Annotated in this window: 33 protein-coding genes; 4 read left to right on the plus strand and 29 right to left on the minus strand. The window is 67.8% G+C overall.

Translation table 11 applies throughout. The features are described from left to right. Positions 1-151 precede the first annotated feature (151 nt). The 10 genes from BUB39_RS01290 to BUB39_RS25660 form a co-directional block, all read right to left on the minus strand. Complete coding sequence (locus BUB39_RS01290) at positions 152-1,684, minus strand: Do family serine endopeptidase (RefSeq protein WP_073051248.1); 1,533 nt, start codon at positions 1,682-1,684, stop codon at positions 152-154. Positions 1,685-1,821: 137 nt separating this feature from the next. Next, positions 1,822-2,277 (minus strand): cytochrome c-type biogenesis protein, encoded by a 456-nt coding sequence (locus BUB39_RS01295; protein WP_073051249.1) that lies wholly within the window; start codon positions 2,275-2,277, stop codon positions 1,822-1,824. A gap of 5 nt (positions 2,278-2,282) precedes the next feature. Then, the gene (locus BUB39_RS01300; RefSeq protein ID WP_073051250.1) at positions 2,283-4,262 is read right to left on the minus strand and encodes a heme lyase CcmF/NrfE family subunit; all 1,980 of its coding nucleotides are present in this window, start codon (positions 4,260-4,262) and stop codon (positions 2,283-2,285) included. Next, a complete protein-coding gene (ccmE, locus tag BUB39_RS01305) occupies positions 4,259-4,729 on the minus strand; it encodes a cytochrome c maturation protein CcmE (RefSeq protein WP_073051251.1) in 471 nt (156 codons plus the stop codon). Before ccmE ends, BUB39_RS01300 begins: the two co-directional genes overlap by 4 nt. A 27-nt stretch (positions 4,730-4,756) precedes the next feature. Next, complete coding sequence (gene ccmI / locus BUB39_RS01310) at positions 4,757-5,857, minus strand: c-type cytochrome biogenesis protein CcmI (RefSeq protein WP_073052665.1); 1,101 nt, start codon at positions 5,855-5,857, stop codon at positions 4,757-4,759. A gap of 68 nt (positions 5,858-5,925) precedes the next feature. Further along, positions 5,926-6,387, minus strand: a complete 462-nt coding sequence (locus BUB39_RS01315) for a glycine zipper 2TM domain-containing protein (protein ID WP_073051252.1) — start codon at positions 6,385-6,387, stop codon at positions 5,926-5,928. Positions 6,388-6,488: 101 nt separating this feature from the next. Then, positions 6,489-7,850 (minus strand): ATP-binding protein, encoded by a 1,362-nt coding sequence (locus tag BUB39_RS01320; protein ID WP_073051253.1) that lies wholly within the window; start codon positions 7,848-7,850, stop codon positions 6,489-6,491. Beyond that, positions 7,847-8,515, minus strand: coding sequence for a response regulator transcription factor (locus BUB39_RS01325; RefSeq protein WP_073051254.1), 669 nt, complete (start codon positions 8,513-8,515; stop codon positions 7,847-7,849). Before BUB39_RS01325 ends, BUB39_RS01320 begins: the two co-directional genes overlap by 4 nt. A 16-nt stretch (positions 8,516-8,531) precedes the next feature. After that, positions 8,532-8,825, minus strand: coding sequence for a PepSY domain-containing protein (locus BUB39_RS01330; protein ID WP_073051255.1), 294 nt, complete (start codon positions 8,823-8,825; stop codon positions 8,532-8,534). Positions 8,826-8,896: 71 nt separating this feature from the next. After that, the gene (locus BUB39_RS25660; protein WP_084526827.1) at positions 8,897-9,280 is read right to left on the minus strand and encodes a hypothetical protein; all 384 of its coding nucleotides are present in this window, start codon (positions 9,278-9,280) and stop codon (positions 8,897-8,899) included. Between the two features lie 100 nt (positions 9,281-9,380). Here BUB39_RS25660 and BUB39_RS01340 point away from each other — a divergent pair, with 100 nt between their 5' ends. The 3 genes from BUB39_RS01340 (at position 9,381) to BUB39_RS01350 (ending at position 11,078) form a co-directional block, all read left to right on the plus strand. Continuing rightward, positions 9,381-9,605 carry a hypothetical protein gene (locus BUB39_RS01340; protein WP_073051256.1) on the plus strand — a complete coding sequence of 75 codons (225 nt, stop codon included), beginning with the start codon at positions 9,381-9,383 and terminating at the stop codon, positions 9,603-9,605. 259 nt (positions 9,606-9,864) lie between these two features. Next, positions 9,865-10,635, plus strand: a complete 771-nt coding sequence (locus tag BUB39_RS01345; RefSeq protein ID WP_175561682.1) for a DUF2092 domain-containing protein — start codon at positions 9,865-9,867, stop codon at positions 10,633-10,635. 29 nt (positions 10,636-10,664) lie between these two features. Then, complete coding sequence (locus BUB39_RS01350) at positions 10,665-11,078, plus strand: hypothetical protein (protein ID WP_073051258.1); 414 nt, start codon at positions 10,665-10,667, stop codon at positions 11,076-11,078. Between the two features lie 18 nt (positions 11,079-11,096). Here the strand turns inward: BUB39_RS01350 and BUB39_RS01355 are convergent, their stop codons facing one another. The 9 genes from BUB39_RS01355 to BUB39_RS01395 are packed head-to-tail and all read right to left on the minus strand — an operon-like array spanning position 11,097 to position 18,851. Continuing rightward, complete coding sequence (locus tag BUB39_RS01355; protein WP_073051259.1) at positions 11,097-11,441, minus strand: DUF2793 domain-containing protein; 345 nt, start codon at positions 11,439-11,441, stop codon at positions 11,097-11,099. Continuing rightward, positions 11,434-15,309: a baseplate multidomain protein megatron gene (locus tag BUB39_RS01360; RefSeq protein ID WP_073051260.1), complete on the minus strand. Its 3,876-nt coding sequence runs from the start codon at positions 15,307-15,309 to the stop codon at positions 11,434-11,436. The genes BUB39_RS01355 and BUB39_RS01360 overlap by 8 nt, the downstream gene beginning before the upstream one ends. Beyond that, on the minus strand, positions 15,309-15,749 hold the full coding sequence (locus tag BUB39_RS01365; RefSeq protein ID WP_073051261.1) for an NlpC/P60 family protein: 441 nt from the start codon (positions 15,747-15,749) through the stop codon (positions 15,309-15,311). The genes BUB39_RS01360 and BUB39_RS01365 overlap by 1 nt, the downstream gene beginning before the upstream one ends. A gap of 20 nt (positions 15,750-15,769) precedes the next feature. Next, entirely contained in the window at positions 15,770-16,660 is an 891-nt protein-coding gene (locus BUB39_RS01370; RefSeq protein ID WP_073051262.1) for a DUF2163 domain-containing protein, read from the minus strand. After that, a complete protein-coding gene (locus BUB39_RS01375; protein WP_073051263.1) occupies positions 16,657-17,304 on the minus strand; it encodes a DUF2460 domain-containing protein in 648 nt (215 codons plus the stop codon). The genes BUB39_RS01370 and BUB39_RS01375 overlap by 4 nt, the downstream gene beginning before the upstream one ends. Positions 17,305-17,313: 9 nt before the next feature. Continuing rightward, positions 17,314-17,883 carry a phage tail tape measure protein gene (locus BUB39_RS01380; protein ID WP_073051264.1) on the minus strand — a complete coding sequence of 190 codons (570 nt, stop codon included), beginning with the start codon at positions 17,881-17,883 and terminating at the stop codon, positions 17,314-17,316. A 3-nt stretch (positions 17,884-17,886) separates the two neighbouring features. After that, entirely contained in the window at positions 17,887-18,093 is a 207-nt protein-coding gene (locus BUB39_RS01385) for a rcc01693 family protein (RefSeq protein WP_280174636.1), read from the minus strand. After that, positions 18,090-18,434 (minus strand): gene transfer agent family protein, encoded by a 345-nt coding sequence (locus BUB39_RS01390; protein ID WP_175561684.1) that lies wholly within the window; start codon positions 18,432-18,434, stop codon positions 18,090-18,092. Before BUB39_RS01390 ends, BUB39_RS01385 begins: the two co-directional genes overlap by 4 nt. 3 nt (positions 18,435-18,437) lie before the next feature. Beyond that, positions 18,438-18,851 carry a phage major tail protein, TP901-1 family gene (locus BUB39_RS01395; RefSeq protein ID WP_073051265.1) on the minus strand — a complete coding sequence of 138 codons (414 nt, stop codon included), beginning with the start codon at positions 18,849-18,851 and terminating at the stop codon, positions 18,438-18,440. Positions 18,852-18,934: 83 nt separating this feature from the next. On the opposite strand from BUB39_RS01395, the gene BUB39_RS01400 reads away from it, so the two are divergent. Then, positions 18,935-19,447: a GNAT family N-acetyltransferase gene (locus tag BUB39_RS01400; RefSeq protein ID WP_139251302.1), complete on the plus strand. Its 513-nt coding sequence runs from the start codon at positions 18,935-18,937 to the stop codon at positions 19,445-19,447. A 22-nt stretch (positions 19,448-19,469) separates the two neighbouring features. Here the strand turns inward: BUB39_RS01400 and BUB39_RS01405 are convergent, their stop codons facing one another. The 10 genes from BUB39_RS01405 to BUB39_RS01450 all read right to left on the minus strand — a co-directional run bounded on the left by BUB39_RS01405 (position 19,470) and on the right by BUB39_RS01450 (position 26,704). Further along, entirely contained in the window at positions 19,470-19,874 is a 405-nt protein-coding gene (locus BUB39_RS01405) for a DUF3168 domain-containing protein (RefSeq protein ID WP_073051266.1), read from the minus strand. Then, entirely contained in the window at positions 19,871-20,152 is a 282-nt protein-coding gene (locus BUB39_RS01410) for a hypothetical protein (RefSeq protein WP_073051267.1), read from the minus strand. Before BUB39_RS01410 ends, BUB39_RS01405 begins: the two co-directional genes overlap by 4 nt. Then, on the minus strand, positions 20,149-20,481 hold the full coding sequence (locus BUB39_RS01415) for a phage head closure protein (protein WP_073051268.1): 333 nt from the start codon (positions 20,479-20,481) through the stop codon (positions 20,149-20,151). The genes BUB39_RS01410 and BUB39_RS01415 overlap by 4 nt, the downstream gene beginning before the upstream one ends. Further along, a complete protein-coding gene (locus BUB39_RS01420; protein ID WP_073051269.1) occupies positions 20,478-21,047 on the minus strand; it encodes a head-tail connector protein in 570 nt (189 codons plus the stop codon). The genes BUB39_RS01415 and BUB39_RS01420 overlap by 4 nt, the downstream gene beginning before the upstream one ends. Positions 21,048-21,503: 456 nt before the next feature. Continuing rightward, positions 21,504-22,796, minus strand: a complete 1,293-nt coding sequence (locus BUB39_RS01425) for a phage major capsid protein (protein ID WP_244540116.1) — start codon at positions 22,794-22,796, stop codon at positions 21,504-21,506. Further along, entirely contained in the window at positions 22,793-23,365 is a 573-nt protein-coding gene (locus BUB39_RS01430) for an HK97 family phage prohead protease (protein WP_073051270.1), read from the minus strand. The genes BUB39_RS01425 and BUB39_RS01430 overlap by 4 nt, the downstream gene beginning before the upstream one ends. Positions 23,366-23,557: 192 nt before the next feature. Next, positions 23,558-23,746, minus strand: coding sequence for a hypothetical protein (locus BUB39_RS01435; RefSeq protein WP_073051271.1), 189 nt, complete (start codon positions 23,744-23,746; stop codon positions 23,558-23,560). After that, positions 23,734-24,951, minus strand: a complete 1,218-nt coding sequence (locus tag BUB39_RS01440; protein ID WP_073051272.1) for a phage portal protein — start codon at positions 24,949-24,951, stop codon at positions 23,734-23,736. Before BUB39_RS01440 ends, BUB39_RS01435 begins: the two co-directional genes overlap by 13 nt. Before the next feature lie 27 nt (positions 24,952-24,978). Further along, positions 24,979-26,244, minus strand: coding sequence for a DNA-packaging protein (locus BUB39_RS01445; protein WP_073051273.1), 1,266 nt, complete (start codon positions 26,242-26,244; stop codon positions 24,979-24,981). Continuing rightward, entirely contained in the window at positions 26,201-26,704 is a 504-nt protein-coding gene (locus BUB39_RS01450; protein WP_139251303.1) for a hypothetical protein, read from the minus strand. Before BUB39_RS01450 ends, BUB39_RS01445 begins: the two co-directional genes overlap by 44 nt. Positions 26,705-26,952 lie beyond the last annotated feature (248 nt).

Below are 26,952 nucleotides of genomic sequence, written 5' to 3' on the forward strand. Positions count from 1 at the left end.
GACGGCAGCCGCCGCGGGAAATGGTACGCAAAAGAAAACGGCAGGCGGGGGGCGCCGCCTGCCGATCTTGCGGTGGCTCGCAGTAAAAACACACCGCGAGCGAACCGCGAAGCGGGTGGCCTATCGACAGAGCGACCGGGCCGGCCTCAGGTCAGGCCTTGCCGAACGGCAGGGCCACGAAGCGGGTGTGGTCGCCCGACTTGATGCGGACGAGAACCGCCTTCATGCCCGCCTTCTTGGCATCGACGACCTCACGCTCGACGTCGCCCGGGCGGGAGACTTCGCTGCCACCGACAGCGAGGATCACGTCGCCGGGCTGAATGCCCTGCTCGGCCGCAGCGCCATCCGGATCGACTTCCGAGACGACCACGCCCTTGTCATCGGGCGAAGCAGTCAGCGCCAGGCCGAGATCGGCCACCGAGGCGGGCTTCGCCGGCTGGTCGGCGCTTGCCATCTTGTCCTCGCTGGGCAGCTTGCCGAGCTTGACCTCGATCGTCTGGGCCTTGCCGCTACGCACGATGCCGAGCTTGACCGTCGTACCCGGCGCATAGCCGGCGATGATCTGCGAGAGGTTGCGCGCATCCTCGACGGTCTTGCCGTCGACATTGACGATGGCGTCGCCCGACTTGATGCCGGCGAGAGTGGCAGGGCTACCTTCCTGCGGCTCCGCGACCAGCGCACCCTTGGCGTCTGCGAGGTTGAGGCTGTCGGCGATATCGCGGGTGATCGGCTGGATCTGCACGCCGAGCCAGCCGCGTACGACCTCGCCGTGATCCTTCAGGTCGCCGATGACGCGCTGCGCCGTGGCGGCCGGAATGTCGAAGGCGATGCCGACGCTGCCGCCCGAGGGCGAGTAGATGGCGGTGTTGATGCCGATGACCTGGCCGTTCATGTTGAAGGTCGGGCCGCCGGAATTGCCCTTGTTCACCGAGGCGTCGATCTGGATGAAGTCGTCATAGGTGCCGGCGCCGATGTCGCGGCCAAGGGCCGAGACGATACCAGCCGTCACCGTACCGCCGAGGCCGAACGGATTGCCGACCGCGACGACCCATTCGCCAACGCGGACGTCGCCGGGGGCGAATTCGACATAGGTGAACTTCTGCGAGTTGTCGTCGACCTTGAGCAGCGCGAGATCGGTCTTCGGATCGGTGCCGATCAGGCGGGCCGTGTATTCCTTGCCCTTCGAATCGGTGACCGTGAAGTCGCTCGAACCGTCAACGACGTGGTTGTTGGTGACGACATAGCCGTCTTCAGAGATGAAGAAGCCGGAGCCAAGGCCGACAGCCTTGTGCATCTGCGGGCGCTTGTTGCCGCCCATGCCGTTCTGCTGGTCCTGGAACTGCTTGAAGAAGCGCTCCATCGGCGAGCCGGGTGGGAACTGGCCCGGATTCGGCATGCTGAAGCCGTTGCTGCCGCCATTGCCGCTATCGTCATCCGACGCGTCGGCGACTTCCGACTTGACGCGCACGCTGACGACGGCCGGCTTCACCTTGTCGACGAGATCGGCGAAGTTCGGCAGCTGCGGGGCGGCCGACTGGACGCGGACGGCGTCGGCATAGGCCGGCGAACGGCTGCCGAGAACGGCCTCGCCAGCGAAACCGCCGACGACCAGCGCGGCTGCGGCGGTGCCGAGCACCAGGCGGGTGCGGAGGCGGCTGCCAACCTTCGGGTTCTGTTCGGACATCTGGATTTCTCTCCACGGTAGACGCATCGGGTGAGCTGTTGGTCCGGGGGGAACCGAAGCTCTCGAGGGAGAGAATGCCGTCCGGCACCTTACGGACGGCTGTCACACGCATGAATGTTTCGTAATGTAGCGCCGCTTCAATCGTCGCGAGCGAGCAGCGCCTCGACGCGGCGTTCTTCCTCAGCCGTCAAGGCCGCCGGCTCGGCGATCCGACGGCGGCGGAAGAGCCCGAAGGAGAGCACAACGCCGATGAGCAGGACGAGTGGGGCCGCGGCCCAGAGCAGCAGCGTATGCCAAGCGAAAGTCGGGCGCAGCAGTACATATTCGCCGTAGCGATCGACGAGGAACGCCTTCACTTCCGCGTCACTGTCGCCGGCTTTCAGCCGTTCGCGGATCAGAATGCGGAGATCCCGCGCGATCGTCGCATCGGAATCATCGATCGACTGGCTCTGGCAGATGAGACAGCGCAGTTCGGTAGACAGCGACCGGGCGCGTGCTTCGAGAGCCGGATCCGGCAACACCTCGTCCGGCTGGACCGCCAGCGCCGGCAGCAGCGACAGCATAAGCAGCAACGCGGCGAGAAGGCGTCGCATGGGCCCTACTCTGCCGCCACGGCGGCACCGGCTCTGGCCGGCTTCGGCGCACCGACGCGCAGGCGCCGGTCCGAAAGTGAAAGAGCCCCGCCGAGCGCCATCACGATCGCACCGAGCCAGATCAGCAGGATCATGACCTTAAAGTAGATGCGCACGACCGTGGTGCCGTCTGCCTTCACGTCGCCGAGCGAGATATAGAGCTGCGACAGGCCGAAGCTGTGGATCGCCGACTCGGTCGTGGGCATGTTCTGGACCTGGTAGAGCCGCTTCTCCGGTGCCAGCGTCGCAACGGTCGTGCCGCCCTCGCGAACCGTGAACCGCGCGGCCGTGCCGGAATAAGTGCCACCCGACACGGGCAGGAAGCCATCAAGCGTCACGATTCGGCTACCGATCGTCACGCTCTCGCCCGGCTTCATCGTGGTGATCGTTTCGGTGTTCCACGTCGTCGACGCGATGATGCCGAGCACAGTGAGCCCAAGGCCGCCATGCGCGAGCGTCATGCCGAACGCGGCGCGCGGCAATCCGCGGGCGCGGCGGAAACTCTCGCCAAGCGGCGCGCGGAAGAGCTTGATACGAAACGCGAACTCCGAGAGTGAGCCGACGAGCAGCCAGACAGCGAGCGCGATGCCGAAGAACGTGAGCGCCTTCGAAGGGCCGGCAAAGACAAGCCCGACGCCGATCGTCAGCAACACCGCAGCAAAGGCCGCGAACAGGCGCTGGCAGGCGGCGAGCAGATCGCCCCGCTTCCAGGCAAGGAACGGCCCGAACGGCACGGCGATCAGAAGCGGCACCATCAAGGGGCCGAAGGTCATGTCGAAGAAGGGCGCGCCGACCGAGATCTTCTCACCCGTCAGCGCTTCGAGCGCCAACGGGTAGAGCGTTCCGACGAGGACCGTAGCGCAGGCAGCAGTGAGCAGCAGGTTGTTGAGGACGAGCGATCCCTCACGGCTGATCGGCGCGAAGAGGCCCCCCTGTGCGAGCGTTCCGGCTCGCAGCGCGAACAGCGAGAAACTGCCTCCAATGAACAGGCAGAGAATGATCAGGATGAAGATGCCGCGCGTCGGATCGGTGGCGAAGGCATGCACCGAGGTCAGGACACCGGAGCGGACGAGGAACGTGCCGAGCAACGACAGCGAGAAGGTCAGGATGGCGAGGAGGATCGTCCAGACCTTGAGCGCGTCGCGTTTCTCCATCACGACCGCCGAATGCAGCAACGCCGTCGCCGCGAGCCATGGCATGAAGCTCGCATTCTCGACCGGATCCCAGAACCACCAGCCGCCCCAGCCGAGCTCGTAATAGGCCCAGTAAGAGCCCATGGCGATGCCGAGGGTCAGGAAAATCCAGGCAGTCAGCGTCCACGGCCGCACCCAGCGCGCCCAGGCGGCGTCGATACGGCCGTCGATCAATGCCGCGATGGCGAAGGCGAATGAGATCGAGCATCCGACATAGCCGAGATAGAGGAGCGGCGGATGGATCGCGAGGCCGATATCCTGCAGCACAGGATTGAGGTCATTGCCCTCGACCGGCGCCGGGACGAGCCGCAGGAACGGGTTCGAGGTCGTCAGGATGAACAGGAGGAAAGCCGTGCCGATCATCGACTGCACGGCCAGGACCAGTGCCTTGAGTCGCATCGGCAGATTGTTGCCGAAGGCGGCCACTAGCGCGCCGAACAGCGCGAGAATGAGCACCCAGAGCAGCATCGAGCCTTCGTGATTGCCCCAGACGCCACTGATCTTGAAGATCAACGGCTTCATCGAATGCGAGTTCTCGACGACATTGCGGACCGAGAAATCGGAAACGAGATAGGCATGCGTCAGTGCCGCGAAGCTGGCTGCGACGAAGGCAAACAGCGCGATTGAAACCGGCGAGGCAATCGCCATCAGCCGCCGGTCGCCCACAAGCGCGCCACAGAGCGGCAAAGCCGCGCCGGCGATCGAAAGCGCCAGTGCCAGGACGAGCGCGTAATGGCCGAGTTCGACGATCACCGCGTCACCGACTTTGGTTCGGGGCCGGTCGCTTCGGCTTCGGGCCGCCACTCGCCACTCTTCTTCAGCGCCTCAACAACTTCCTTCGGCATATAGGTCTCGTCATGCTTGGCAAGGATTGTATCGGCCTGGAAATTGCCCGCCGCATCGACCTTGCCTTCCGCGACAACCCCCTGCCCTTCGCGGAAGAGATCGGGCAGCATCCCGGTGTAGCGCACCGGAACAGCCGCCTTGCCATCAGTGACAGCGAAACTGATCTTCGGCCCGTCCTTGACGACGCTCCCCGTCTCGACAAGACCGCCCAGCCTCAGGCGGCGATCTGGCGCCGGCGGATTGGCGGCGATCTCGGATGGGGTTGCGAAAAAGGCAATGCCATCCGAGAGCGCAAACAGGATCAGCCCGACCGCGCTCGCGAGCACGATGCCGGCCAGTCCGATCAATGTGAGACGTCGCTGCTTCCGCGTCATTCCAGTCCCGGCCTCACACGCCCGACCTCAAGGTTTCGGCGCCCCGACGCCGTTATCCGCCGCGGCCTTCTCGACTTGGGCGAGAAGATCGGGCTTGCCGGCCAGCGCTGTCCGCGCCCGCGCCAGCGCGGCCGTCGCCTCGTCCGGCTTGCCGAGCACCATATAGGCCCGGAAGAGCCGCGCCCATCCATCCACATCTTCGGGAGCACCGTCGAGCCGCGCTGCGAGGCCCGAGACCATGCCTTCGATCATCGCCTGCTGCTCGCCGGCCGATTGGCCCGCCGCAGCCGCCATATCGGCTGCGTTTGGGCCTGGAGCCGGGTTCTCGACGCGCCGCAGTTCCGCCTGCGCAACCGGCAGCCAGGGCGCATCGGCCGGCGCGCCCGCGATCAGCGTCTTCCACGCCGCGATGGCCGCGTCCTTATCGCCGGTCTGCCCGACGGCAACGGCCTCATAGAAAGCCGCGCGGTCATTCTTCGAGTCGAGCCGCAGCGCGCGATCGAAAGCCGCCTTGGCATCAGAGGTCACGAGACCGCCGGCCTGGCTGGTCAGTGCCTCGCCAAGCAGGGCCTCGCGATCTGCCGTAGAGCCCAGGATACGGATGGCGTTGCCATAAGCCCGCACGGCATCGTCGAAGCGGCCAAGCTTCAGATAGACAGGGCCGAGCAGTTCCCAGCCGGCGCCGGCGCCGGGATCATCGCGCAGATGCTGCTCGACCTTGCCAATGAGCGTCGCGATATCCGCATCGGCGGACACCGTGCTGCGGCTTGCGAGCGGTTGATCCGGCGTCGCGGGCGAGCCAAGCGACAGATAGGTGCCGAGCGCGATGGCCGGCAGAAGAATGGCCGCAACGATGAAGCCGGCGATGACCGCCCGCCGCCCCCCGCCTTCGGCTGTCGAGCGCGTGGCGTCGGGCCGGAGCAGGCGGCGAGAGAGTTCGATGCGCGCCGCCTCGGCCTCGCGCTCGCCGATCAGCCCGCGCTCGCGCTCAAGCTCGAGTTCGTTCAACTGGTCGCGATAGATCGAGCGCGCGGATCCTTCGGCGTCGGCCGGGCGGCGGCCAAGCGGCACCAGCACGGCCAGCGAAGCGACGGCCGTCATCGCGGCCATGAGGATCCATTGCAGCATCGGTTCCATCCCGGCCCACTCAATAGCGGGCCGGGCAGCGATCCGCATCCCGCAATCTGTCGCGGGGCCTAGTTCACCGGGCGCCAGGTCCCGTCAGGCTGGCGGCAGGCCGTACCGCGGGCGGTCTGGGGCTGCCCGTCGATCCAGATCTGGTGCGTGTAGTCGCGGCACTCGTAAGAGTTCACGCGGTAGCGCGGCCCTGGAATGACTTCGCCGCGTGCCCCGCCCTGCTGCCAGTCGACAGGCGCCCCAGGACGTCCGGTCTCGAGCGCCTCGAATTGCGCGTCGGCTGCGCGCTGCTGCTGCTGCGCATCGAGGCTGACGCCGATCGCATTGCCGATGAAGGCGCCAACGAGGCCGCCGGCGATCGTCGCCGCGACCTTGCCACTGCCCGACCCGAACTGGTTGCCGACCAGGCCGCCAAGCGCGGCGCCACTGACGATCCCGACCTGCTGATTGGTCGGGCCGCCCTGACATGCTGCCAGTGCCAGGCTCGTGACTCCGATGACGACGAATGGTGCGATCCGCATGCTGCCTCTCATCCTTGCGACGCTTCGGCGTCGTTTCTACTGGGCGCCCTTCCTACATCAGCATGGCGGAAGTTTGGTTACCGGAAGATGATCTTCAGTCGTCAGGCGACCACTGCCGGCAGTCGAAGCTCGGCTCTGAGACCGCCGAGCGGCGCGCGGCTCATGCGGAAGTCGCCGCCATAAAGCGCAGCAAGATCAGTGACGATCGAAAGCCCCAGGCCCGAGCCGGGCTTGCTTTCGTCGAGCCGCCGCCCGCGCCGCGTCGCCTCGCTCATCTCCGCTTCGGTGAGGCCTTGCCCATCATCGTCGATGCGGATCACCAGCGCCTGATCGGCGTCGCCCTCCTCCAGCATGGCCGTCACCACCACGCGGCTCGCCGCCCATTTGCAGGCATTGTCGACGAGATTGCCGACCATCTCCTCGAGATCCTGCTGCTCGCCGCGAAAGCGCAACGTCTCCGCCACGTCGAGTTCGAGGTCGCGGTCGCCATGGATGCGGCTCATCGCCCGCACCAGCCGTTCCAGCGCCGGCTCCACCTCGGTGATCGCGCCAATGACCTTGGAGCGTGCGGCGATACGGGCGCGATCGAGATGGTGGTTGATCTGCGTGCGCATGATCTCGGCCTGTTCGCCGACCTTCGCGGCGAGCGGACCCTGCCCCGACCGCGCCTCGTTGGTGATGACGCTGAGCGGTGTTTTGAGCGCATGGGCAAGATTGCCGACATGGGTCCGCGCGCGCTCGATGATCTCCTGGTTCGAGGCGATCAGCGCGTTGAGCTCCTTGGCGAGCGGTTCGATCTCGGCGGGAAACGGGCCCTCAAAGCGCTGTTCGCGGCCGCTGCGCATTTCGGACAGTCCGTGCCGGACCCGGTCCAGCGGCTGCAGGCCCCAGCGGATCTGCACGCCGACAGCAACGATGAGGCCGATGCCGAACACCGCCAGCGTGAGCGCGACGCTGGTCTGGAAGTTGCGGATCTCGGCTTCGAGCTGGCTGGCATTGCCGGCGATGAGAACGTCGTAGCGATGATCGGCATCGAAGATGATGGTTCGGCTGAGGACGCGCAGCTCCTGATTGTCAGGACCGGTCAAGACGGCCGATTCGACGCCGTCGACCGTGCCGACATTGGTCGCCTTGGCGATGTCGAGCGTATCGGTCGCGAGCGAGCGCGAGGCGAGCACGACCGGGCCGCCCGACTTTCGGACCTGCCAGTACCAGCCGGAATAAATCAGCTCGAAGCGCTGTTCGCCGAGATTGCCGGGATCGCCGAGCTGACCAGGCGACTGCATTGCGAGATTGCCGACCAGCGTCTTCAGATAGACGCCGAGCCGTTCGTCGAAGCCGCGCTCCACCGTCTCGCGGTAGAGCGATGTCAGGATGAAGGCGGCGGCGATCAGCGCCACCGCGGCCCAGACCGAGGCGCCCGCGACGAGGCGGAAGGCGAGCGAATCGAAGCGCGGCTTCATGAGGCCTTCGGCGTGATGATCCGGTAGCCGAGGCCGCGAACCGTATCGATGAGATCGGGCGCCACCTTCTTGCGCAGCCGACCGACGAAAACCTCGATCGTGTTCGAGTCGCGATCGAAATCCTGATCGTAAAGATGCTCGATCAATTCGGTGCGCGAGACGACGCGGTCGCGGTGATGCATCAGATATTCGAGCACCTTGTATTCATGCGCGGTCAGCTTGACGGGGTTGCCGTCAACCGTGACGCGGCCGGCCTTGGTGTCGATGCGCACCGGACCGCATTCGATCTCGTTGGTGGCGTGGCCGGCGGCGCGGCGCACGAGCGCGCGGATGCGGGCCAGCACCTCCTCGATATGAAAGGGCTTCGCGACATAGTCGTCGGCACCGGCATCGATGCCCTGCACCTTGTCGCTCCAGCGGTCGCGGGCCGTGAGAATGAGAACAGGCATGTTGCGGCCCGCGCGGCGCCAGGCCTCGAGCACGCTGATGCCGTCCATGCGCGGCAGGCCGATATCGAGAACCACCGCGTCATAAGGCTCGGTCTCGCCGAGGAAATGGCCCTCCTCGCCGTCGCGGGCGCTGTCGACCGTGTAGCCGGCGGTCTTCAGGGCGTCGGCCAGCTGGCGATTGAGATCGGGATCGTCCTCGACGACGAGAATGCGCATGAATTCCGCTCCGCTGTCAGCGACCGGCGATCGCGCCGCTGCGGGCGTCGATCTGCAGCCGCTCAACCTTGCCGCCCGCCCCGAGCACATTGACGACATAGACCAGCCCGCCGCCGCCATGGCAGAGTTGGGCCGAGACGACATCGCCCGGCAGATTGCCACGCACCTGGCTGAGCGAGATGGCCTCGCCATTCTGCACCGCCTGCCGCGCCTCGCCAGGCGAGAGGCAGCCCTGCGCGAGAGCGGTACCCGTGCCCGAAAGGGCAAGGGCAGTCGCGAAAAGCACGGCACTGATGCGGAGCGTGACCATGGGGCCGTTGTATCAGGGGCGGATGAACACCGCCTGAATGGGTAGCGCGGAACCGCAGGCGGAACAACGCGTCAACGGCTTCCGAGCGGCACCTTTGCGACCCAGCGTCCGTGCAGCGCGATCAGGGCTCCGGCAATGCTGCCACCGGCCATCGCGATGTCGACCAGCGCCGAGCGCTCGTCCGCACCGAGTTCATGTCCCGCGAGAAGGGCGATCAGCGGCGCCAGCGCGGCGATGATCGCGCCCCAGGTGACCCGCGAGCGATACCAGGGCTCGACGTTGGCGACATGGTTCAGCGCCGGATCGCTCGCGATGGCATCGGCAACTGCGGCGCCGAGCGCCGGCAGATCGGCGCTAGGCACGATCGCGCCGCCACGCGCTGCGGCAGCCGCGATCGCCGGGGTCAGCGATCCCGCCAGGCGAGCGGCGATGTTCGAGGGCTCCATTTCCTGCATCGGATATCTCCTTGCGACATGGCGCGGCCGGCGAAATGCCATGCCTTTGCCAGAATTCGGTCCGAAAGCTTCAGCGCTGCGGGGGCAGCGGAGTTCTCGAATGCTGAAAGCGATCGTCGTTTCGGCCCTCGGCGGCATCCTGTCCGGTCACTTCGTGCGGAACGGCTGGGCGGCGTTGTTCCTCGTCGTCGCGCTTATCGGTGCGGAATCGACCTACGAAGCCATCCACCATCACTGGTCCGGCGAGCGCGATGTCGGTGTCTTCGGACTGCTCGATACGATCGGCTCCGGGGCAGTCCTCGTCGGCGAAGCCCTGTCGATCTGAATTTTTTCAGCTGTTGCCGGAACCACAGCGGCAGCGCGCGATTGTCTGAGCGGATCGCGCGAGCGGTCCACCAGCCGGTCCCACACCGGTGAGCCCGCCGATCCCCCGACGGCGGGCTCGTCTGTGTTGCGCGGAACCGCCCGTTTCTTGCGATGGCGCAAGCTTCATCATTCTGAAACCAATTATGACTCTGCTCGACCTGGGAATCCGCACGCATCGGGCGATGCAGGATTCGCCGTTCGCCGGAGGGGGCCGAATCATGCTCAAGCAGACGTCGTGGCGCGCCGCAGTCCTATGCGGTTTTCTCGGATTGGCGCCGTTCGCGGCGCCTGCACTCGCAGCCGACGAGGCGCCGAAGCCGATCATCGAGCAGGGCGCGCTCGACCAGCTCAAGAAGATGAGCGACACGCTGAAGGCAGCCAATGCCATCGAATTGTCGATCACCGATTTCCGCGAGGTCCCGTCCTCGCAGGGCCAGATGATCACGCTGACGACCAGCGCCGACATCACGGCCGAGCGGCCGAACAAATTCCGCGCCGAAGCCGTCGTGAACGGCGCCGAGACCAGCTTCGTCTATGACGGCAAGACCTTCACGGCGCTCGACAAGGCGAAGAACCTCTATGTGTCGGCCGAGATCGGCGCGGACAAGATGGACGCCTTCTTCCAGAAGCTCGCGGAAGCGCGCGGCATCGAGTTCTCTGTCGCCGATTTCCTGTCGAGCGATCCCTACGCCATTTTCTCGAAGGGGCTGACCAACGCTTATGACGTCGGCACCGCCACCATTGATGGCGTGGTTACCGAGCACCTCGTCTTCTCGGCGCCAGGGATTGAATGGCAGCTCTGGATCGATCCGACGACGAGCCTGCCGCGTCTCTTCACGGTCATCTACAATGACGTACCACGCGAGCCGCGCTTCCTCGTCAACTTCCGCTCGTGGAACCTGAAGGCAGCCCCGGCCGCCGACACCTTTACCTTCACCCCGCCCAAGGACGCCACGGCGATCAGCTTCCTGCCCGCCGGCACACCCTGATCCGAACCCGCGACGCTGAAGGAAACATCATGTCGAAGAACCTCGTTTCGAAAGCCGTTCTTTCCCTTCTCGCGGCCGGTGCCTTGGCCGCCTCCGCAATGCCCGCCTCCGCATGGGTGGCCGCGCATGGCGCCGGCGCCTGGCGCGGACCGGCCGGCGGCGTTCATGCCTATAGCGGCGGCTTCGTCGCCGGCGGCGGCCCGCGTTATGGCTATGCCCCCCGTTATGGCTATGGCTGGGGCGCGCCCGCCGGCGCAGTCGCAGGTGCCGCGGTTGCCGGCGCGGCTGTCGGCCTCGCCGTCGGCGCCACCGTGGCCTCGCTGCCGCACACCTGCACCACGATCGCCGGTCCGACGGTCATCTATGGCTGCGGCGGCGTCTACTACAGCCCCTATTACGGCCCCTCGGGCGTCGTCTACCAGGTCGTTCCCGCTCCGTACTGAGCGCAAGGCTGGGCGGCGCTACAGCGCCGTCCAGCCCGCGGCCTTGCGGATGAGCACATTGTCCGCCGCCTTGTCATAGGCGATCCAGCCGATCTCTGGCGCCACGAACAGCCAGGCACCATCGACAAACATCGCGAGAGCCCCGCCCTGGCCCGACCAGGCTCCGGTCGGCGAGGCCGCAAGCAGATAGCGCGCGCCTTCGGCAGGACTGCCGGGCGGCGTGACAGCGCCTGATCCTTCGACGGCAAGTTGCACGATGCCGTCGAGCAGCCGCAGCGCTTCGTTGTGCGTAACGTGCTTCTGCGCCTGCGCGGCCGCAATATAGGGCAGCGCAAGATGCGGCGTCGCAAGCGGGTCAGACATTGATCATGATCTCCGTGGCAAGGCCCGCACCGGCCGTGGGGCTCAACTGGCTGACGCGTGCGGTGAAGACCGCGTCCGGGACTGATAGAACGGCGGCGAGCTCGCCGGCCGTGAATAGGGTGCCGGGACTCGCCACCACACGGCTCGCCTTGAGCACCCCGGCCTCGATCAGGTCGACCCGATAGGCCTCGCTCTCCTCGCCGAGCGGCACCTCGACCTGGTCCCAGCGATCACCCCCCTGCCGGGTCTGGCGGATCCATGAGAGGGTGACGTCGCCGCCGGCATCACGCTTTCCGTTGAGATGCACAGGCGCCAGCGGCAGCAGTCCGCGCCCCGCGACCATGAAGGCGCGGTCGGTGAAATGATCGGCATCATAGGGGGTGCCGAGCGGCCCGGCGCGAAGGCGCTTCGAAAGCCCGATCTCGCCAGCCTCAAGCGCAAAGAGCGGCGTCGCGGCGTTGAGCCGGACGAAGCGCGCGCCGGCGGCGTGACCGCGAGCGGCGACGTCCGTCGTCCCGCCCTGACCGCGCAGCAGGCCCGAAAGTCGCCAAAGTCCGGCGCCGACGAGTTCCGCGTCGCGAAACTGGATCAGTTCGAAGCCGTCCGCCTCGCTGCCGATAGCGGCGAGATTGCCGCCATTCAGCACCGCCGCAAGCGGTAGGGCAGACAGCGCCCCGGCGGCGAGCGCGACATCGATCACGGTTGCCTCGTCGAAGCGCGCCACCGGTCCCGCCGGAACGGCAGCGTCGATCGTGCCGATCACTGCGCGCTGATCGACGCGCTGGCGGGCGAGATAGCCCGCATCGGCGCTGCCGATCGCGACCGACACCGGGCCGGACCAGGGATCGGCAAAGACAGCGAGCCGTGGTGCCGCCCCCGTCTCGGCCCCGGTGAGCGACGGCAGATCGAGCACCACGACATCCGGCGGGCCCGCCTCGGCGCGCCAGGTCGGCGGCGCGCTCGCGCCGCTGCCGACCGGCTGCGCCGAGGCGGTCGGATCGAGGGCGCGCGCCTCGATGTGTCGGGCAGCCCCAGCCTCGATCCGTGTCACCTGCAGGAGGCGCGTGATGCCCTCCTGCTCGAAGGAAACGATATCGGCGGCCTCCAGCGACAGCGCCAAGGGCGCCAACGCGAAGGACAGCGTCTCGCGTCCATCCCACATGTCCTGCAGCCGGGCATCGGCCAGCGCCGTCGCGACGCCGTCGTCCGTGACCATCGAGGCGCTCAGCGAGGATTGCCGTCGGCTGGCCGTCTCAATCCGCCGCGAGGCGACCGTCCGGCTGCGATAGTCCGAAAGCCCATCATAAAAGGCGACCGACAGCTCAGCCGGCAACTCGGTCTCCTGCGCCCGGCGGATGGTCACGAGGGGCGTGCTGTCGTCCTCGACGAGATCATCCGCGCCGATCGAAAGCCGCGGCAGTCCGCGCCGCACGAAGCGAACGCCGGCGCCGGATTCGGCTACGGAGAAGGCGAACATGTCGGCGAGCGGCTTCAGCGCGTCGCGCGCCGATCCGATGCTTTCGACGACATAACCATCGAGCATGCCGTCGAGATCGCCAACCTCACCCCCTTCTATGCCGTAGTCGTAGAGAATACGGCCGACGAGCCGGCTGATCGGCAGCGCGCCGAGGCGGCCGTTCAGCCAGTGGCCCGTTTCCCAGTTGCCGCCATCCGACCAGACTTCGTCCAGTAGCGGAAAGGCCGGATAAGGCCGCGCGTCCCAAGCCCAGACATGGCTCCAGCCGATATCGACCATCCGGCCGCCATAGACAGGCGAGATCGGATTGCGCGCCGTCACGAAACCGGTCGACGCGGGATCGCGAAAGGCGAGCAGCGCCGACAGCGCCCGCTCCTGCATCAGCGCATCGCGGCCGCCATGCGAGAAATGCGGCAGCCTGATACCGCCGACTTTCGGGTCTGGAAAGACATTCGGTTCGTTGGCGCCCTTGTCGACGGCGGGGCAGCCAAGCTCGGTGAACCAGATCGGCTTCATGCCGCCGACCCAGGCGGTCGGCGCGCTGGCCTCGACGCCGCCCGGCCGGTCGAAATGCCGGTTCGCCCACCAGTCGGCGATGGCCTTCGATCGATAGATCCAGGGCTTGCCATAGGCGCCGTCGGTGATCGGCGAACGGATCTGCGCGGCACGATCAGCCGTGCTGCCATAGTACCAGTCGAAGTTCTCGCCGCCTTCGATATTCGCCTGAAGATAGGCGATGTCGTGTCCGCTCTCCGCCACCGCGGCATCTTGATGCGTGCTGCCGTCGCGCCAGTCCGCGAGCGGCACATAGAGGTCGATGCCGACGGCATCGATATTGGCGTCGGCCCAGAGCGGATCGAGGTGAAAGTGCGCATCGCCGCTGCCGTCGCCCGGTTGATGGCCAAAATACTCGCTCCAGTCGGCGGCGTAGCTGATGCGCGTCGCGGGTCCAAGCACGGCCCGGACATCAGCCGCCAGCGCGCGCAGCGCCGCGACGAAAGGATAGGTTGAGGGCCCGGAGCGGAGCGTCGTCAGCCCAACGAGCTCCGAGCCGATCAGGAAGGCATCGACGCCGCCGGCCGCGACGCAGAGATGCGCCGCATGCAGGACCATGCGGCGATAGCTCCATTCGGCGGGTCCGGAATAGACGACACCGCCGCCGACGATCGAGAACTCCGCCGGCATGGCGCTGCCCATGAAGGCCGCGATCTCGGCCGTCATCGCGGTGGTCTTGTCGGGCGTGCCGGATCGGCCTGGCGCAATCGACGCCGTGATGCGGCCGCGCCAGGGATACGCCGACTGCTCGCCATAGCCATAAGGGTCGGTCAGGCCGCTCGAAGCGGGGACGTCCATCATCAGGAAGGGATAGAAGGTGACGCCGAGGCCGCGTGCCTTGATGTCGGCGATCGCCCTGACGACACTGCCGTCGGAGGGCGTGCCGCCAAAGGCCGGCCGCCCGTCGATCTGGCTGACGAGGCGAGCCGTCGCGCGATCAAGCCCCGCGACGCTCCAGACGGGCGACGTCGTGCCTGCCGCCGTCTCGACGCGCGGGGCGACCGTGCAGCGGTCGGCACGAAGATCATCGCCGAACCAGCTGACGGCGAGCGCCGCGCGTTCGAGGTGCGGGCAGATCGCCTGCAATTCGTCGAGCGAGGCGCGCCAGTCGGTCTTGGCGCCGTCGATATGGCGGTTCAGCGTTTCGCGGCTGCCCGCCGTGCCGGTGCGATAGACAGGCTCGGGGTCATAGGCGAATTCGGACGCGGCCGGGATGATCACGACCGCGCGGATCGCGTCCTCGACACCGCTGATCGGACGGAATACCTCGAACGCGAGTTGCGGCAGGCGGTTGCCATAGTCCGCGACGGGCAGCCGTTCGAACACCACCACGGCCGTGCCGCGATAGGCCGGCGTGCCGGACGCGCCCTGCTTCGCCTCGATCAGGCTGTCGGCGGGCTGCCCCTCGTAGCCAGCCAGGAGACGCCATGCGACGGTCGAGAGGTCGAGTTCCTCGCCATCGGCCCAGCAGCGGCCGATCCGCGCCACCGGCCCCTCGCAAAGGCCGATGGCGAAATTGGCGTAATAGGCGTAGTTCGTCACCGACGAGCCGCCGCCCTTGCCGCCCTCTTCGCTCGTGACTTCCTCGAAGCGCGTCGCCCAGATCACCTGGCCCGAAAGCCGGGCGCGGCCATAAAGACGCGGGATGGGCGCGCCCTCCTCCGAACGCTGCACGTCGAGATCCGAAAGCCGCGTGCCCTCGGTCGAGGAGCCGAACAGCGACTGGTCGATGACGCTTCCGGCGAGCGCGCCGACGGCCGCGCCGAGCGTCGCGCCGAGCGGACCGAATATCCCACCGATCGCCGCGCCGGCCGCCTGGAGGACGATGGTCGCCATCAGAAGGTCACTCCCGGAAAGGAAAAGGCGAAGGCGAGCCGCCGCGCCCACCAGGGCGTCAGCGAAGCCATCGCGACGGCGGCGCCGTCATGGGCGTGGATGAAGCGGCCGGGAACAGCGAGGATCGCGGCATGCTTCGCCGGCAGGCCCTCGCGCCAGCGAAAAAGCAGCAGATCACCGGGCAACGCCGCGACGGGATCGACGGACGTCATGTGGCGGGCGGCGGCGTCACGCAGGCTCTCGTTGCCGCGCGCCTCGGCCCAATCCGGCGTATAGGCCGGCATCGGCTCCGGCTCGTCGCCATAGACCTCGCGCCAGACGCCGCGCACGAGACCGAGGCAATCGGCACCGACGCCCTTCAGCGAAGCCTGATGGCGATAGGGCGTGCCGAGCCAGCCGAGCGCGGCATCGACCAGCGCGTCGCGTGTGATGACGGCCATGGGACCTGCTCCGATCCAGTTCAGGAGACGACCGGGCTGCCGTCATTGTGGCTGCCCGAGCGCGCATAGCCGAGGCTGAAATCATTGCCCGGCATATGCGGAAAGCCGCGGAAATTGAGCGTATTGGCGAACTTGTCGCGACAGGTGGCGAAGCGCTTGTCGCAGCCGGCGGTGAGCGCGATGGCATCTCCGGCCGCGATCGCGAATGGCGCCGCGGTCCATAGCTCGATCGTCATGACACCCTCGATCACCCTCTGCGTCTTCACGGCGCTCGAGAAGCCGGCATTGGCGCCGCTCGCGAAGACGGCGCGGCCACGCTCGAACCAGCCGCCCGCGAAGCCGTCGATGCCACTGACGGCGATGAGCCGCGCGTCACTCGCCGAAACCACGGTCGCGCTCGCCGCGAACGCTGCCGCGGTCAGGTCGACCCCGCACCTGATATCGCCGAGATCCGCGTCGCAGGCGGCGCGGAAGCTTCGCCCGCGCGGCTCGTCGAGCGCCGCGAGCGGCCCGCGGATCTCGGCCCGGAATGCGCCGTCCTCGCGCACGACCTCGCCGATATGGCCCGCGCTGACGAGGACCCGTTCGGCCGGCTCTTGCCAATTGACGGCGAACACTTCCACGCGGGCATGATCGAAGCGGCCCTTGGCGATATCCGTCTCGCTGACGCGGTCGGACGAGAGCGCGCCGGCAACCTCAAGCCCGCCGGTCGAGAAGCCCTCGGCGGCCGTCGCCTCGCTCGCCGAAAGCCCGCTCGCCGCCTCGAACAGCGTGCCCTCGAAGCTGAGGTCGCGGTCATGGTCGGTGAAGCCGAGCACGGTTCCATCGGCAAGCGTCACGCGCCAGCATTGGCAAAGCGTCGTCGCTTCGCCGGCGACATGCGCGGCCAGCCCCTCGGGGAGCGTCTTCACGGCCGGATCTCCACCAATGGGATCGACGGGATCTCGCCGGCCTCGAAGGCGGCAAGATTGATCGTGAGCGTGTCGGTGTCGAAACGCACGGGCACGTCGAAACGAAAACCCGCAGTCACCTGCGCACCAACTGGCGGAACATGGCCGGCAGCGAAGGTGACTTGTCCGGTCGCCGGATCAATCGCGACATGGGCCGGCTCGACGGCGACCGAGGCGACGGCCAGCATGACGCTGCCAGCGACCGGCTTGGCGATGACGCGGTCATAGGCCGCGAAGTCGCCGCCATAGCGCTTCACGAGCTGGAACGCGGCGGTCGCCCCGTCACCCGTGCCGATCGGCTGGTCAAAGGGCGTCGGCTCGGTTCCCGGCGCAGAAGACGCATCATCGGTGCGGTCGCGCCAGCGGAAACCGAACAGCCGCCCGCGCCGCTCCTCGAAAAAGGCGATCACCGCATGGATATCGGCGAGCGAGCGCACGCCATAGCCAGCGTCGTAGCGGCGGCGCGAATCCGCCCAGCGCTGGTTGCGCTTTTCGCGGCCGGAGCCGAGCGCCACGATCTCGGTCTTGCGCTCCGGCCCGCCGCTTGAGCGGAAGGCGATTCCTGTCGGAAAGCGGACATCGTGGAAACTCTCGATAAGCGGCATGGACGTCTCCTAGAGGCCGCGCCGGCCGCGGCCGACGGCGCGGGCCAGCGAGGCGGTCACCTGCGCCTCGGACTTGCGGAAGCTCGCCGCGTCCTGGGTCTGGATGGCGACATTGACGGTGACATTGCCGGAGCCGCCGCCCGCGCCGACCCCGAGCCGGCCATCGGCGCCGCGCTGCAGGGGCAGGATCGCCTCCGAGCCCGCCTCGCCGGCGAGGCCGAGGCCGCGCCCCAATGGGAAATAGCTCGGCTGCGAGACAACGCCGCCATCGGCAAACGGCACGACACCGCCCTTGGCGAAAGCGGTCGTTCCCGTCTGGCCGAGCAACCCGGACAAGAGGCTGCCGACCCCACTCTCGATCGGCTTCAGCGCCGAGCTTAGCGCCATCGACGAGAGCTTGAGCGCGAGCGACTTCAACACATCCTCGAAACTCTTCCCGCCCGTGACCGCGCCGGTGAAGGCCTTGGCGATGGCGCCGGAAAAGCTGTCGGCGCGCTTCGCGAGCTCATCAAGCGCGGTACGGAAGCCGGTGGTATCGGCGCTGACCTTGACGGAAAGCTCGTCGACGACGGTCGGCATGGTTCAACCTCCTGCTGTGATATCGGGATAGCGCCGCGCCAGCGCTTCGAACGTGGCGCGGTCGAGCGGCTGTGCGACGCCGCCCCCAAGGCCCTCGATCGCGGCAGCGAGTTCGCGCGGCGTCATCGCCCAGAAATCGCGGCTCGAAAGCCTGAGCACGCCGAAGCCGATCGCCATGGCATCGCGCCAGGGAAACGGCTTTGCGCTCACGCCGCCGCCTCGCCGCCGAAGGTGGCGGTCAGGAGATCGGCCGCGATCCGCGCGAAACCGGCGGCCCCGCCCTCCGCCTGCATGGCTGCGACCTCAGAGTTGTCGACGCTCTCGCCGGCGCCGCGGAGGCCCGCGCCGATGATGCGCACGAGATCGAGCGCCGCGAGCCGTCCTTCGGAAAAGCGGCCGGCGAGTGCCTGAAGATCCGACGCGCCGAAGGCGGCCTCGAGCTCGGCCAGCGCGCCGAGCGTCAGGCACAGCGTGTAGCGGCGGCCATCCAGCATGGCGTCAATCTCGCCGCGATGGCGGTTGGCGATCCGGCCTTCGCGAAGGTCCGCCATGGCTCAGGCCTCCGTGAAGGCGATGGCACCGGCGGACTCGAGCGCCAGCTCATAGGTGACCGCGCCATCATGCTCGCCGGCATATTCGAGTGCGGTGATCTGGAACGGGCCGGAGATGGTGCCGAAATCGGGGATGATCAGCTGGTAGCTGCGGATCGTGCCGTCGAAGAAGAGGCTGCGCATCGCCGCGTCGCTGGCGGCATCGCGGAAGATGCCGGAGCCGGAAAGGCTGGCACGGCGGACGCCCGCCCCGGCCAGCAATTCGCGCCAGCGCCCGGCCGAGTCGGTGTCGGTGATATCCACCGTCTCGGCGTTGAAGGCGACGCGCCGCGTCCTGAGCCCGGCGACGGTTTGGAAACCGCCCGTCCCGGTCGTGTCGATCTTCAGCAGCAGGTCCTTGCCCTTCTGCGCGGTCATGGGACGTCCTTTCGGCTATGCATGGGCGCCCTCGAACGGCCGCGATGCGCGCTAGGATCGGTGCGGCAGAGCGGAGGGGCGTGATGGACGGGTTGGTCGGATCACTGGATGTCACGCGGGCGCGCCTCGAAGACCTCACCTTCGTGATGGCGACCGAGCGGATCGAGGCCTATGCCGAGCTGGTCGGCCGTTCGAGCGAGGCGCAGCATCGCGCTTTCATGGTCGATGACCGCCACGCCTATTTCATCGGGCGACTGGAGGGCCGTCCGATTGGCTTCGTCATCATTCGCGACTGGCAATCTTGGGACGGCGTCGCGCTGGTCAAACGCATCGTCGTCACGGAGCCCGGCCACGGATGGGGCGGCGCGCTGCTCGCCCGCGCGGTGGATCGCGTCTTCGAGGACACGACCTGCCATCGCCTGGCGATCGGCCTATTCCCCGAGAACGATCGCGCCCGCCGCACCTATGAGCGCGTCGGCTTCCGCAACGAGGGAACAGCCCGCGGCGCCGTGTTCTTCAAGGGAGAGCATCGCGATGAACTGGTCATGGCGATGCTACGGCCGGATTGGGAGGCGATACGGCAGGAGAAGGGATGATCGGCTCTCCCGGGATGGCCGGCTACCCCTCCACCAACGCTGCCAACCGCACGACCCCGTGTTCGGTGATGCCGTCTGGATCGCGCCTTACTTCCGCGAAGGTCGCGCGCAGCGTTACGAGATGGTGGTCTGCGAGTGTGAGCGGTTCGTCATGCAGGAGGCGCATCAGGATGCCGGCGATCGCCCAGGCCTCCTTCTTGCCGGCCTGGCGCGACCAGACGTGCAGCGTCAGGCTGACGTCGCCGCCTGCCGTCGTTCCATCGCTCCAGTCGGATTGACCGGCGTCGCCGAGCGTCACGAAGGGAAATTCGGTCCCGCGCGGCGCGCCGTCATGGATGCGCGGTCCGCCGAGGGTCCCAAGAAGATCGGCATCGGCGCGGAGGCGCGCCACGATGGCTACCTGCAAGTCGAGTGCGGACGGATTCAAGTTGGCCTCCCTTTTTTCCGATAGACGCCCATCCGGCTGATCGCTGGCGCGATGACCGGATCGCTGGCGCTGTCGAGCGCGCCGAACTCGCGCGCGAAAAGGCCGGGACCGGTCAGCGTCACCATGGTGCCGCGGTCGTGCGGCGCGGTCGCCGCGCTGCTGCCCGGCGCGCTCGCGGCCAGAAGGTCCGCCGCGCGGCGGGCTTCGCCGCCGAGCGCCGCCGCGATCGGCTGGCGCGTGGCGGCCATGATGCGGCGGGCGATGTCCGCTCCGCTCATGATGCCTCCTCGCGGGCTTCGATCAAAAGAAAACGGCGGCGCTCGTCGGGATCGGTGACGGTGTCGATCGCCAGCAAGCGGCCGCGATGGCGGATGCGCATGCCGGCCACGACATCGTCGCGATGGCGGATGGTGACGCGGTGGGTGATCACGCTGCCGAGCCGGTCGGAACCGGTGTCGACGGCGGCCCGCACCGGTTCGATGGCAGCCCATACGGCAGCAAGCATCGACCAGGTCGTGACGCTGCCGCCGGCGTCATCGGCGGTCCGCGCCGGTTGCTCGATAATGATGCGGTGGGCGATCCAGCCCGGCTCGAACTCCGGCCTCACAGCGAACGCACCTTGAACGGCGCGATCAACGCTTCGAAGCCGGGCGGTGCGATCGCGCCGGCAAAGTCGTGCCCGACCATCCCGCGCGCTTCATACCAGTTGGCGACGAGCACCATGACCGCCTGGCGGAGCGGCGCCGGCACATCGATCGAGGAAACGCCATAGCCGGCGATGACGTCGATCTCGACGCCATTGTCATAGAGCGCCGGCTGCGGCCGCAGCTTCGCCACCAGGCGGGCCGGCTGCGAGGAAACATCGACGCGCCAGTTTTCGGGGCCCCATTGCCGCGCAACGCCGGCAACATCGTAGAACGTCACCTGGTTGACCGCGATCAGCGGCGACAGAGGGATCGGCAGCGAGCGGCTCTCGGGCCATTCGTCGAGATAGATCCGCCAGAGCTGGTGGATCAGGCAGCGCCGCGTGACGGCCTCGATGTGCACCCGCGCCGCGACGATTGCCGCCTGCAGCAGGCGATCGTCGTCGGATGTATCGAGCCTCAGATGCGCCTTCACGTCGGCGAGCGTCACGGGCTCCATCGAAGGCCCGGAAATGAGCGCGGTGGTCATGGAATGCCTCCTCGAAGATGCCTGCCAGGGAAAAAGGAAGCGGCGCCACGAGAGACGTGGCGCCGCCCTTGCGTCGGCTGCGGCGGGAGGCGCGCCATCAACCAACGCCAACCTCAAAACGCTGAGCACGGCAGACCGCCCTTCGCAGGCCGGCCTGCGCGATCCATCCTCCCGCAGGAAGGGTGGCCGGTTCCGTCAGGCCGTGCCGAAAAGGTGGTCTTCGAGAACCGAAGCGGAGCGCACTTTCGTACGTGAGCACCGGAAGCGCAGGAGACCGCCCTTTGCAGGCCGGCCGGGCGCAATCCATCCCGCCCCCAGGAAGGGTGGCCGGTTGCGTCAGGCCGTGCCGAAAAGGTGGTCTTCGAGAACCGGAGCGGAGCGCACTTTCGTACGTGAGCACCGGAAGCGCAGGAGACCGCCCTTTGCAGGCCGGCTTGGCGCAACCGGGTGCCCTTCCTAGGTCGTGCCGAACTTCAGGAGCTTGATCGCGTCGAAATCCTGGACGCCGCCGCCGACGCGCTTGGTCGTGTAGAAGAGGACGTAGGGCTTGGCCGAATAGGGATCGCGCAGCACGCGCACGCCGAGCCGATCGACGACCAGATAACCGCGCTTGAAGTCGCCAAAGGCGAGCGCCAGCGCATTGGCGCCGATATCCGGCATGTCCTCGGCCTCGCTGACCGGGAAGCCGAGCAGCGACGCGTCGCCGCCGGCGGCGGCGGCCGGCTGCCAGAGATAGTTGCCGTCGGCATCCTTCAGCTTGCGGATCGCTGCCTGCGTGCGGCGGTTGAGCACGAAGCGGGCATTGGCCCGGTAGCCCGCCTTCAGCGCATAGACGAGATCGATCAGCACATCGGAGGGATTGGAGGCCGGCAGGGCGCCGGAGACGCCAGTCAGGATGTAGCCGAGCTTGCCCCAGGCCCAGGCGGATTCCGCTGCCGTCGTATAGCTGAGGAAGCCCTTCGGCTTGTTGGTGCCATCGCCGGTGACGAAGGCGGTGCCTTCCTGCGTGGCAGAGGCCGCCTCGACTTCGGCACCGAGCCACTGGTCGATATTGACGGCGCTATCGTCGAGCAGCGCGGCCGTGGCGGCCGGCATGGCATAGAGCTCCATGGCCGGAAAATCGAGCGCGGCGATGGTCGGCGACGTGGTCTGGCTGCGGGCGTCGGTCTCGCCGGCCCAGCCGACCGCCGGCCCGGCGGTCATGAAGGGCTTGCGATAGATGCCGCCGGAAACCTGGCGCACATCCGCGATGGCGCGGATCGGCGAGATGGCCGTGAGGCGCTTGCCAATCTCGGCCTCGGTCTCCATTGGCACGAGATAGCCGCCATCGGGATTGGAGCCGGAGGACAGCGCCTTCTGCTCCAGCCGGCGCATGCCGTCCTCGTCGCCGCCGCGGACATAGGCGTCGAACGCCGCCTTGTGCTCGCTCGGCCGGCGCTCGCCGCGCTGTTCGCCGGAAAGCGGCGGCCGGCGGCTCTTCAGTGTCAGCTCATCCAGCGTGCGGTTGATGCGGTCGAGCTTCTCAGCGGTCAGCGGATCGGCGACGAGCTTCTGCTCGATCTCGCCGAGCCGCTCGTCATTCGTCTCCTTGAAGGCCTCGAAGGCATGCATGAAATCGTCGAAGGCAGCTCCGATCTCGCTGTGCTCGGCGGCCTTGTTCTCGGACGGCTTGGCGTCGGCGGCCTTCCGTTCCGGCGCCTGCTGGCCGGTTGCGCCGAAGGCGCGAAGATCCATGTTCGGCTGGGTCATTTCAGTTTCCTTTGGTTGAGGTCGCGCGCCGCCAGGCGCATGCGGGCCGCGAGGCGGGCAGCCGGCCGCGCCGCGCCGGATTTGACGGCCTGGATGCGGGCATCAGGCTGCATCGGGAAGGTGACGATCGAGATCTCCCAAAGGTCGATCTCGGTGAGGCGGCGCACGCCGCTCTGCCGATCGGCCCGGGCGCGCACCGTCTTGAAGCCGATCGAGAGCCCGTCGAGCGCGCCGGCCCGCATCAGGCTCGCGACGTCGCGGCCGCGCGCCACGTCCAGCATCAGCCGGCCGCGGACCAGCAGGCCGCGCTGGTCCTCGCGGATCTCGGTCCAGATGCCGATCGGCTCGCCCGGGTCGTGCTGGTACAGCATGCGGATGCCGGAGACCTGGCGTCGCGCGATGGAGCGCTGGAAGGCGCCGGGCATCACGACATCGCCGGAAAGGTCGGCCGAACCGAAAAGGCTCGCATAGCCCGAGAAGGCGCCCTCGGCATCGACGCCCGAGAGATCGACCGCCGCGGCCTTCTGTTCGAGCGCGGGAAACGCGGCGAAAAAGCCAGGTTGAGACATGCATTCTCCTTCGCCGGCCCTTGGGGGACCGCGTTGGCATGATTGGTTCTGGAAGGAGCCCGGCGCTCTATTTCCGCCGGATCAGCTTTTCGAGGACGCCGGCGAAATCGCGGAACACCGCCTGGTGATCCGGCCCGCCTGGCTTCAGAAGCTGCTTGAGGATCAGGGGCATCCCTGAATCTCCTGAATGGGTTAGTCGTCGTCGTTGAAGAAGTGATTCAGTCGCGCGATCTCGGCGACGAAATCGTTGAAGCGCCGGTTCGAGGCGGCAAGCTCGCGCAGCGTCCAGATGAGCAGGCCGCTCGAGCTGGTCGCCCAGAGGAACAGCGCGAGATGGGCGAGATCGCCACGCGTCGCGAAGGCGCGGGTCAGCTCGTCCACGACGCGCTCCCCGCCTTCGCCTCGCTTTCGCCGTCCGGTCCGTAGCCGACCGCTTCGCGCTTCTCGTCGCGGGTGAGGAAGCTCGCCGCCTCCAGCCGCCGCCAGAGCGACTCGCGTTCGGCCGCCAGCGCATCGACGGCATCGCCGTCATAGGTCAGCCTGACCGCGCCGCCATAGGCCGGGCCGAGCCACGTCGCCATCGCCGCCGCCGTGCGGCCGACGAGCGGCAGCACGGTCTGCCGCCAGAAAACGCGGTTGGCTTCGGCATAGTTCGAATAAGTATTGTCGCCGGGGATGCCGAGCAGCATCGGCGGAATGCCGAAGGCGAGCGCGATCTCGCGCGCCGCGCCGTTCTTCGCCTCCAGGAAATCCATGTCGCGCGGCGTCAGCGCCATCGACGTCCAGTCGAGCCCGCCTTCGAGCAGCAGCGGCCGCCCCGCCTTGACCGAGCCGGTATAGTTCGTCTCGAGCTCGGCCTTCAGCCGCTCGAACTGCTCGGCGGAGAGCGTCGCCCCGCCCTCGCCGCGATAGACGAGCGCGCCGGACGGGCGGGCGGAATTGTCGAGCAGCGCCTTGTTCCAGGCGCCGGCGGCGTTGTGGATGTCGAGCGCCATCGCCGCCGCCTCGATCGGCGCGAAGCCGTAATGATCATCGAGCGGATGATGCAGGCGGAGTTGCAGCACCGGCGCGATGCCGCCCGCGCCCGGATCATGGAAGCGCACCGTCGCGCCGCCGACCGTATAATCGAACGCTTCCGGCCAGCCGTCGGCGCCGGGCACGACCTTCACCCGGTCGGGCCTGAGCGCATGCAGCTCGGCCGGCTGGCCGCCCAGCATCACCAGCTCGGCATAGGCGTTGCCGGCAGTGAGCAGATTGGCATAGAGCGTCTCGAAGAAGGCCGTGCCGCTCTGGCGCCGGTTGGGATCGGCGAAGAGCGCCAAAAGCGGATGGTCCGGCTTCTCCGCCGCCGCCTGATAGGCGAGGAACGGCACCGACGCAGCGCTTTCGGCGATCATCGTCACGGCGCGATAGACGACGGCGTTCTTCATATAGCCTTCGCGGGCGAGGCTCGCGGCATCGCGCGGCGACCACACCGCCCGCCCCTGCGCCTGCATCGCGATCAGCGGCGCGGTGCGCGAGGCCTTCGCTTCCTCCGGGCGCGGCGCGGCGCGCGCGAAGAGCCGTGCCCTCAGCGTTTCGAACATGATGTCATCCTTGTTGGAGGCGTCAGCCTAGAACGCGCGCACGCGCGGCTCGGCCGGCGGCCGCAGCATCAGCTTGGTCAGCGCCCAGACCAGCGCATCGAGCCGATCTGGCGAGCGGCCGTTCGAGAGCCCGTCGGGCCCGAAATCGGCGAGTTCGTCCTCGAGCGCCGGAAAGGTTCCGGCATGGCGGATACGGCCCTGCGCATAAAGCGCGGCGACCGGCTCGGCGCGCAGATATTTGCCGCGCGTCGCACGCACCGTCGTCACCGGCACGGACGGATCGACCTCGGCGATGACGCTCGCCACCATGTCGCCGCCCTGGTTGACCTCGGCGACGAGCATGTCGGCCTCCAGCGCGTGATAGAGCGCCACCGCCGCGCCCGCCCAGCGCGCCGGCTTCACCTCGGCAAGGCTCGCATCCGCCAGCACATAGCCCGTGCCATCCGCCCCGAGCCCGCAGGCGATGATCCCGCAGGCATCCGCGCCCTTGCGGCTCGTCGCCGGCGGATCGACCGCGACGATGATCCGCGTAAGCTTCGGCGCCTCGCCGACCCGCAGAACCTCGATCGCATCGCGGCTCCACAGCGCATCGACGCGGTCGTCGATCAATTCGCCGTCGATCTCCTGCCGCCCGAGCCGCGTGCCCTGATAACGGCCGATGACCCGCTCCAGGAAGCCCGGCGCGAGATTGCCGAGATTGGCGCTGGTTCCGGCCCGCGTGATCACCGTCCGCTCCGCCTTGATCAGCCGCTTCAAAAGAGGCGTCGGGCGCGGCGTCGTCGTCACGAGCTGGCGCGGCAGCGCCCCGAGGCGCAGGCCGAATTGCAGCATGTCCCAGCTCGCCTCCTGATGACGCCATTTGCCGAGCTCGTCCGCCCAGGCCGCCTCGAATTGCGGCCCGCGCAGGCTTTCCGGATCTTCCGAGGAGAAGCAGAGCGCGCTCGCCCCGTTCGGCCATTCAAGCCGGCGCCGCGAAGGCTGCCAGCTCGGCCGCTCGTCCTTTGGATGCACCGCGAGCAAGCCCGAAACCCCTTCGATCATCACATCGCGCACATCGGCCAGCGTCTCGCCGACCAGCGCGATCCGCCCACAAGGCGCCGCCGCATAGCCCTTGCGTCCGAAGACCAGCCCGCGCACCCATTCAGCGCCCGCCCGCGTCTTGCCCGCGCCGCGCCCGCCGATCATCAGCCAGGTGAGCCAGTCGCCCGGCGGCGGCAACTGATCGTCGCGCGCCCAGAAATCCCAATCGCTATGAAGCGCCGCGAATTCGGCGTCGGTCAACCCCGCCGCCATCCGCGCCGTCAGCTCCAGAGGCGGCCAGCCCGCGTGGATCAAGCGCTGAAAGGCGCTGCGCAAGTCGCGCCCGGAGATCGTCGAGATCGACGCTGCCCTCATCCACCGGCCCCTCTCGTTCATCACGCAATTTGGCGAGCGTCTCGAAGGTGCGCGCCAACACGCTCAAGGTGCGCGCGTCCTTTTCCTCGATGCTGCCGCCACCGGCCAGAAACCGCTGTTCGAGATCGGCGACCTGCCGCTCAAAGGCGCGGAAGAGCCGGCCGAGCAGCTTGTCGTCCTCGGCTGCGAGCGGCACGGACGGCGCCTGATGCGGACGTACCCAGCCATCGCGCTTCGCCCGCCGCCAGAGCGCGACATGGCTCATGCCGTGCTGATGCGCGATGTCGACGATCGGATCGATCGTCCCCTCGAACCGCGCCCGCACCGACGCCCAAACCGCCTCGGAAATCTTCGGCACAGCACCCCCGCAACAAAAAAGGCGCCGAAACCGGCGCCTCCCAAAACTATTCCTCACCCACGGCCAGAGCCCGCATTGCCCAAGCGATCGCTCGCGCAGCCGCCTGAAGTTGCCGGGCCCGATCCGGCCGTCATTCTCTGTCGTTGCCCGGCCACAGCCATTGCGGGGGCACTGTCATTGCCGGGCCTGACCCGGCAATCCAGCCTTCCTTCCGCGCTGGATGGAGGCGAAACATCACCCCGACAAAG

This window comes from Kaistia soli DSM 19436, assembly GCF_900129325.1.
Taxonomy (GTDB): Bacteria; Pseudomonadota; Alphaproteobacteria; order Rhizobiales; family Kaistiaceae; genus Kaistia; species Kaistia soli.

Coding starts and splice junctions, on each gene's coding strand:
- BUB39_RS01325 (WP_073051254.1), bottom strand. CDS start 8,515: ATGCGCATTCTCGTCGTCGAGGACGATCCCGATCTCAATCGCCAGCTG.
- BUB39_RS01330 (WP_073051255.1), bottom strand. CDS start 8,825: ATGGTCACGCTCCGCATCAGTGCCGTGCTTTTCGCGACTGCCCTTGCC.
- BUB39_RS01425 (WP_244540116.1), bottom strand. CDS start 22,796: ATGACCCAGCCGAACATGGATCTTCGCGCCTTCGGCGCAACCGGCCAG.
- BUB39_RS01355 (WP_073051259.1), bottom strand. CDS start 11,441: ATGTCTGACCCGCTTGCGACGCCGCATCTTGCGCTGCCCTATATTGCG.
- ccmI (WP_073052665.1), bottom strand. CDS start 5,857: ATGCTGCAATGGATCCTCATGGCCGCGATGACGGCCGTCGCTTCGCTG.
- ccmE (WP_073051251.1), bottom strand. CDS start 4,729: ATGACGCGGAAGCAGCGACGTCTCACATTGATCGGACTGGCCGGCATC.
- BUB39_RS25660 (WP_084526827.1), bottom strand. CDS start 9,280: ATGCAGGAAATGGAGCCCTCGAACATCGCCGCTCGCCTGGCGGGATCG.
- BUB39_RS01375 (WP_073051263.1), bottom strand. CDS start 17,304: ATGCCGCTTATCGAGAGTTTCCACGATGTCCGCTTTCCGACAGGAATC.
- BUB39_RS01445 (WP_073051273.1), bottom strand. CDS start 26,244: ATGGCGGCGGGGTTGACCGACGCCGAATTCGCGGCGCTTCATAGCGAT.
- BUB39_RS01320 (WP_073051253.1), bottom strand. CDS start 7,850: ATGAAGCCGCGCTTCGATTCGCTCGCCTTCCGCCTCGTCGCGGGCGCC.
- BUB39_RS01440 (WP_073051272.1), bottom strand. CDS start 24,951: ATGTTCGAAACGCTGAGGGCACGGCTCTTCGCGCGCGCCGCGCCGCGC.
- BUB39_RS01395 (WP_073051265.1), bottom strand. CDS start 18,851: ATGACCGCGCAGAAGGGCAAGGACCTGCTGCTGAAGATCGACACGACC.
- BUB39_RS01380 (WP_073051264.1), bottom strand. CDS start 17,883: ATGCCGACCGTCGTCGACGAGCTTTCCGTCAAGGTCAGCGCCGATACC.
- BUB39_RS01315 (WP_073051252.1), bottom strand. CDS start 6,387: ATGCGGATCGCACCATTCGTCGTCATCGGAGTCACGAGCCTGGCACTG.
- BUB39_RS01410 (WP_073051267.1), bottom strand. CDS start 20,152: ATGAGCGGAGCGGACATCGCCCGCCGCATCATGGCCGCCACGCGCCAG.
- BUB39_RS01365 (WP_073051261.1), bottom strand. CDS start 15,749: ATGGCCGTCATCACACGCGACGCGCTGGTCGATGCCGCGCTCGGCTGG.
- BUB39_RS01350 (WP_073051258.1), top strand. CDS start 10,665: ATGTCGAAGAACCTCGTTTCGAAAGCCGTTCTTTCCCTTCTCGCGGCC.
- BUB39_RS01430 (WP_073051270.1), bottom strand. CDS start 23,365: ATGTCTCAACCTGGCTTTTTCGCCGCGTTTCCCGCGCTCGAACAGAAG.
- BUB39_RS01340 (WP_073051256.1), top strand. CDS start 9,381: ATGCTGAAAGCGATCGTCGTTTCGGCCCTCGGCGGCATCCTGTCCGGT.
- BUB39_RS01420 (WP_073051269.1), bottom strand. CDS start 21,047: ATGACCACCGCGCTCATTTCCGGGCCTTCGATGGAGCCCGTGACGCTC.
- BUB39_RS01290 (WP_073051248.1), bottom strand. CDS start 1,684: ATGTCCGAACAGAACCCGAAGGTTGGCAGCCGCCTCCGCACCCGCCTG.
- BUB39_RS01360 (WP_073051260.1), bottom strand. CDS start 15,309: ATGGCGACCATCGTCCTCCAGGCGGCCGGCGCGGCGATCGGTGGGATA.
- BUB39_RS01345 (WP_175561682.1), top strand. CDS start 9,865: ATGCTCAAGCAGACGTCGTGGCGCGCCGCAGTCCTATGCGGTTTTCTC.
- BUB39_RS01400 (WP_139251302.1), top strand. CDS start 18,935: ATGGACGGGTTGGTCGGATCACTGGATGTCACGCGGGCGCGCCTCGAA.
- BUB39_RS01295 (WP_073051249.1), bottom strand. CDS start 2,277: ATGCGACGCCTTCTCGCCGCGTTGCTGCTTATGCTGTCGCTGCTGCCG.
- BUB39_RS01390 (WP_175561684.1), bottom strand. CDS start 18,434: ATGGCGGACCTTCGCGAAGGCCGGATCGCCAACCGCCATCGCGGCGAG.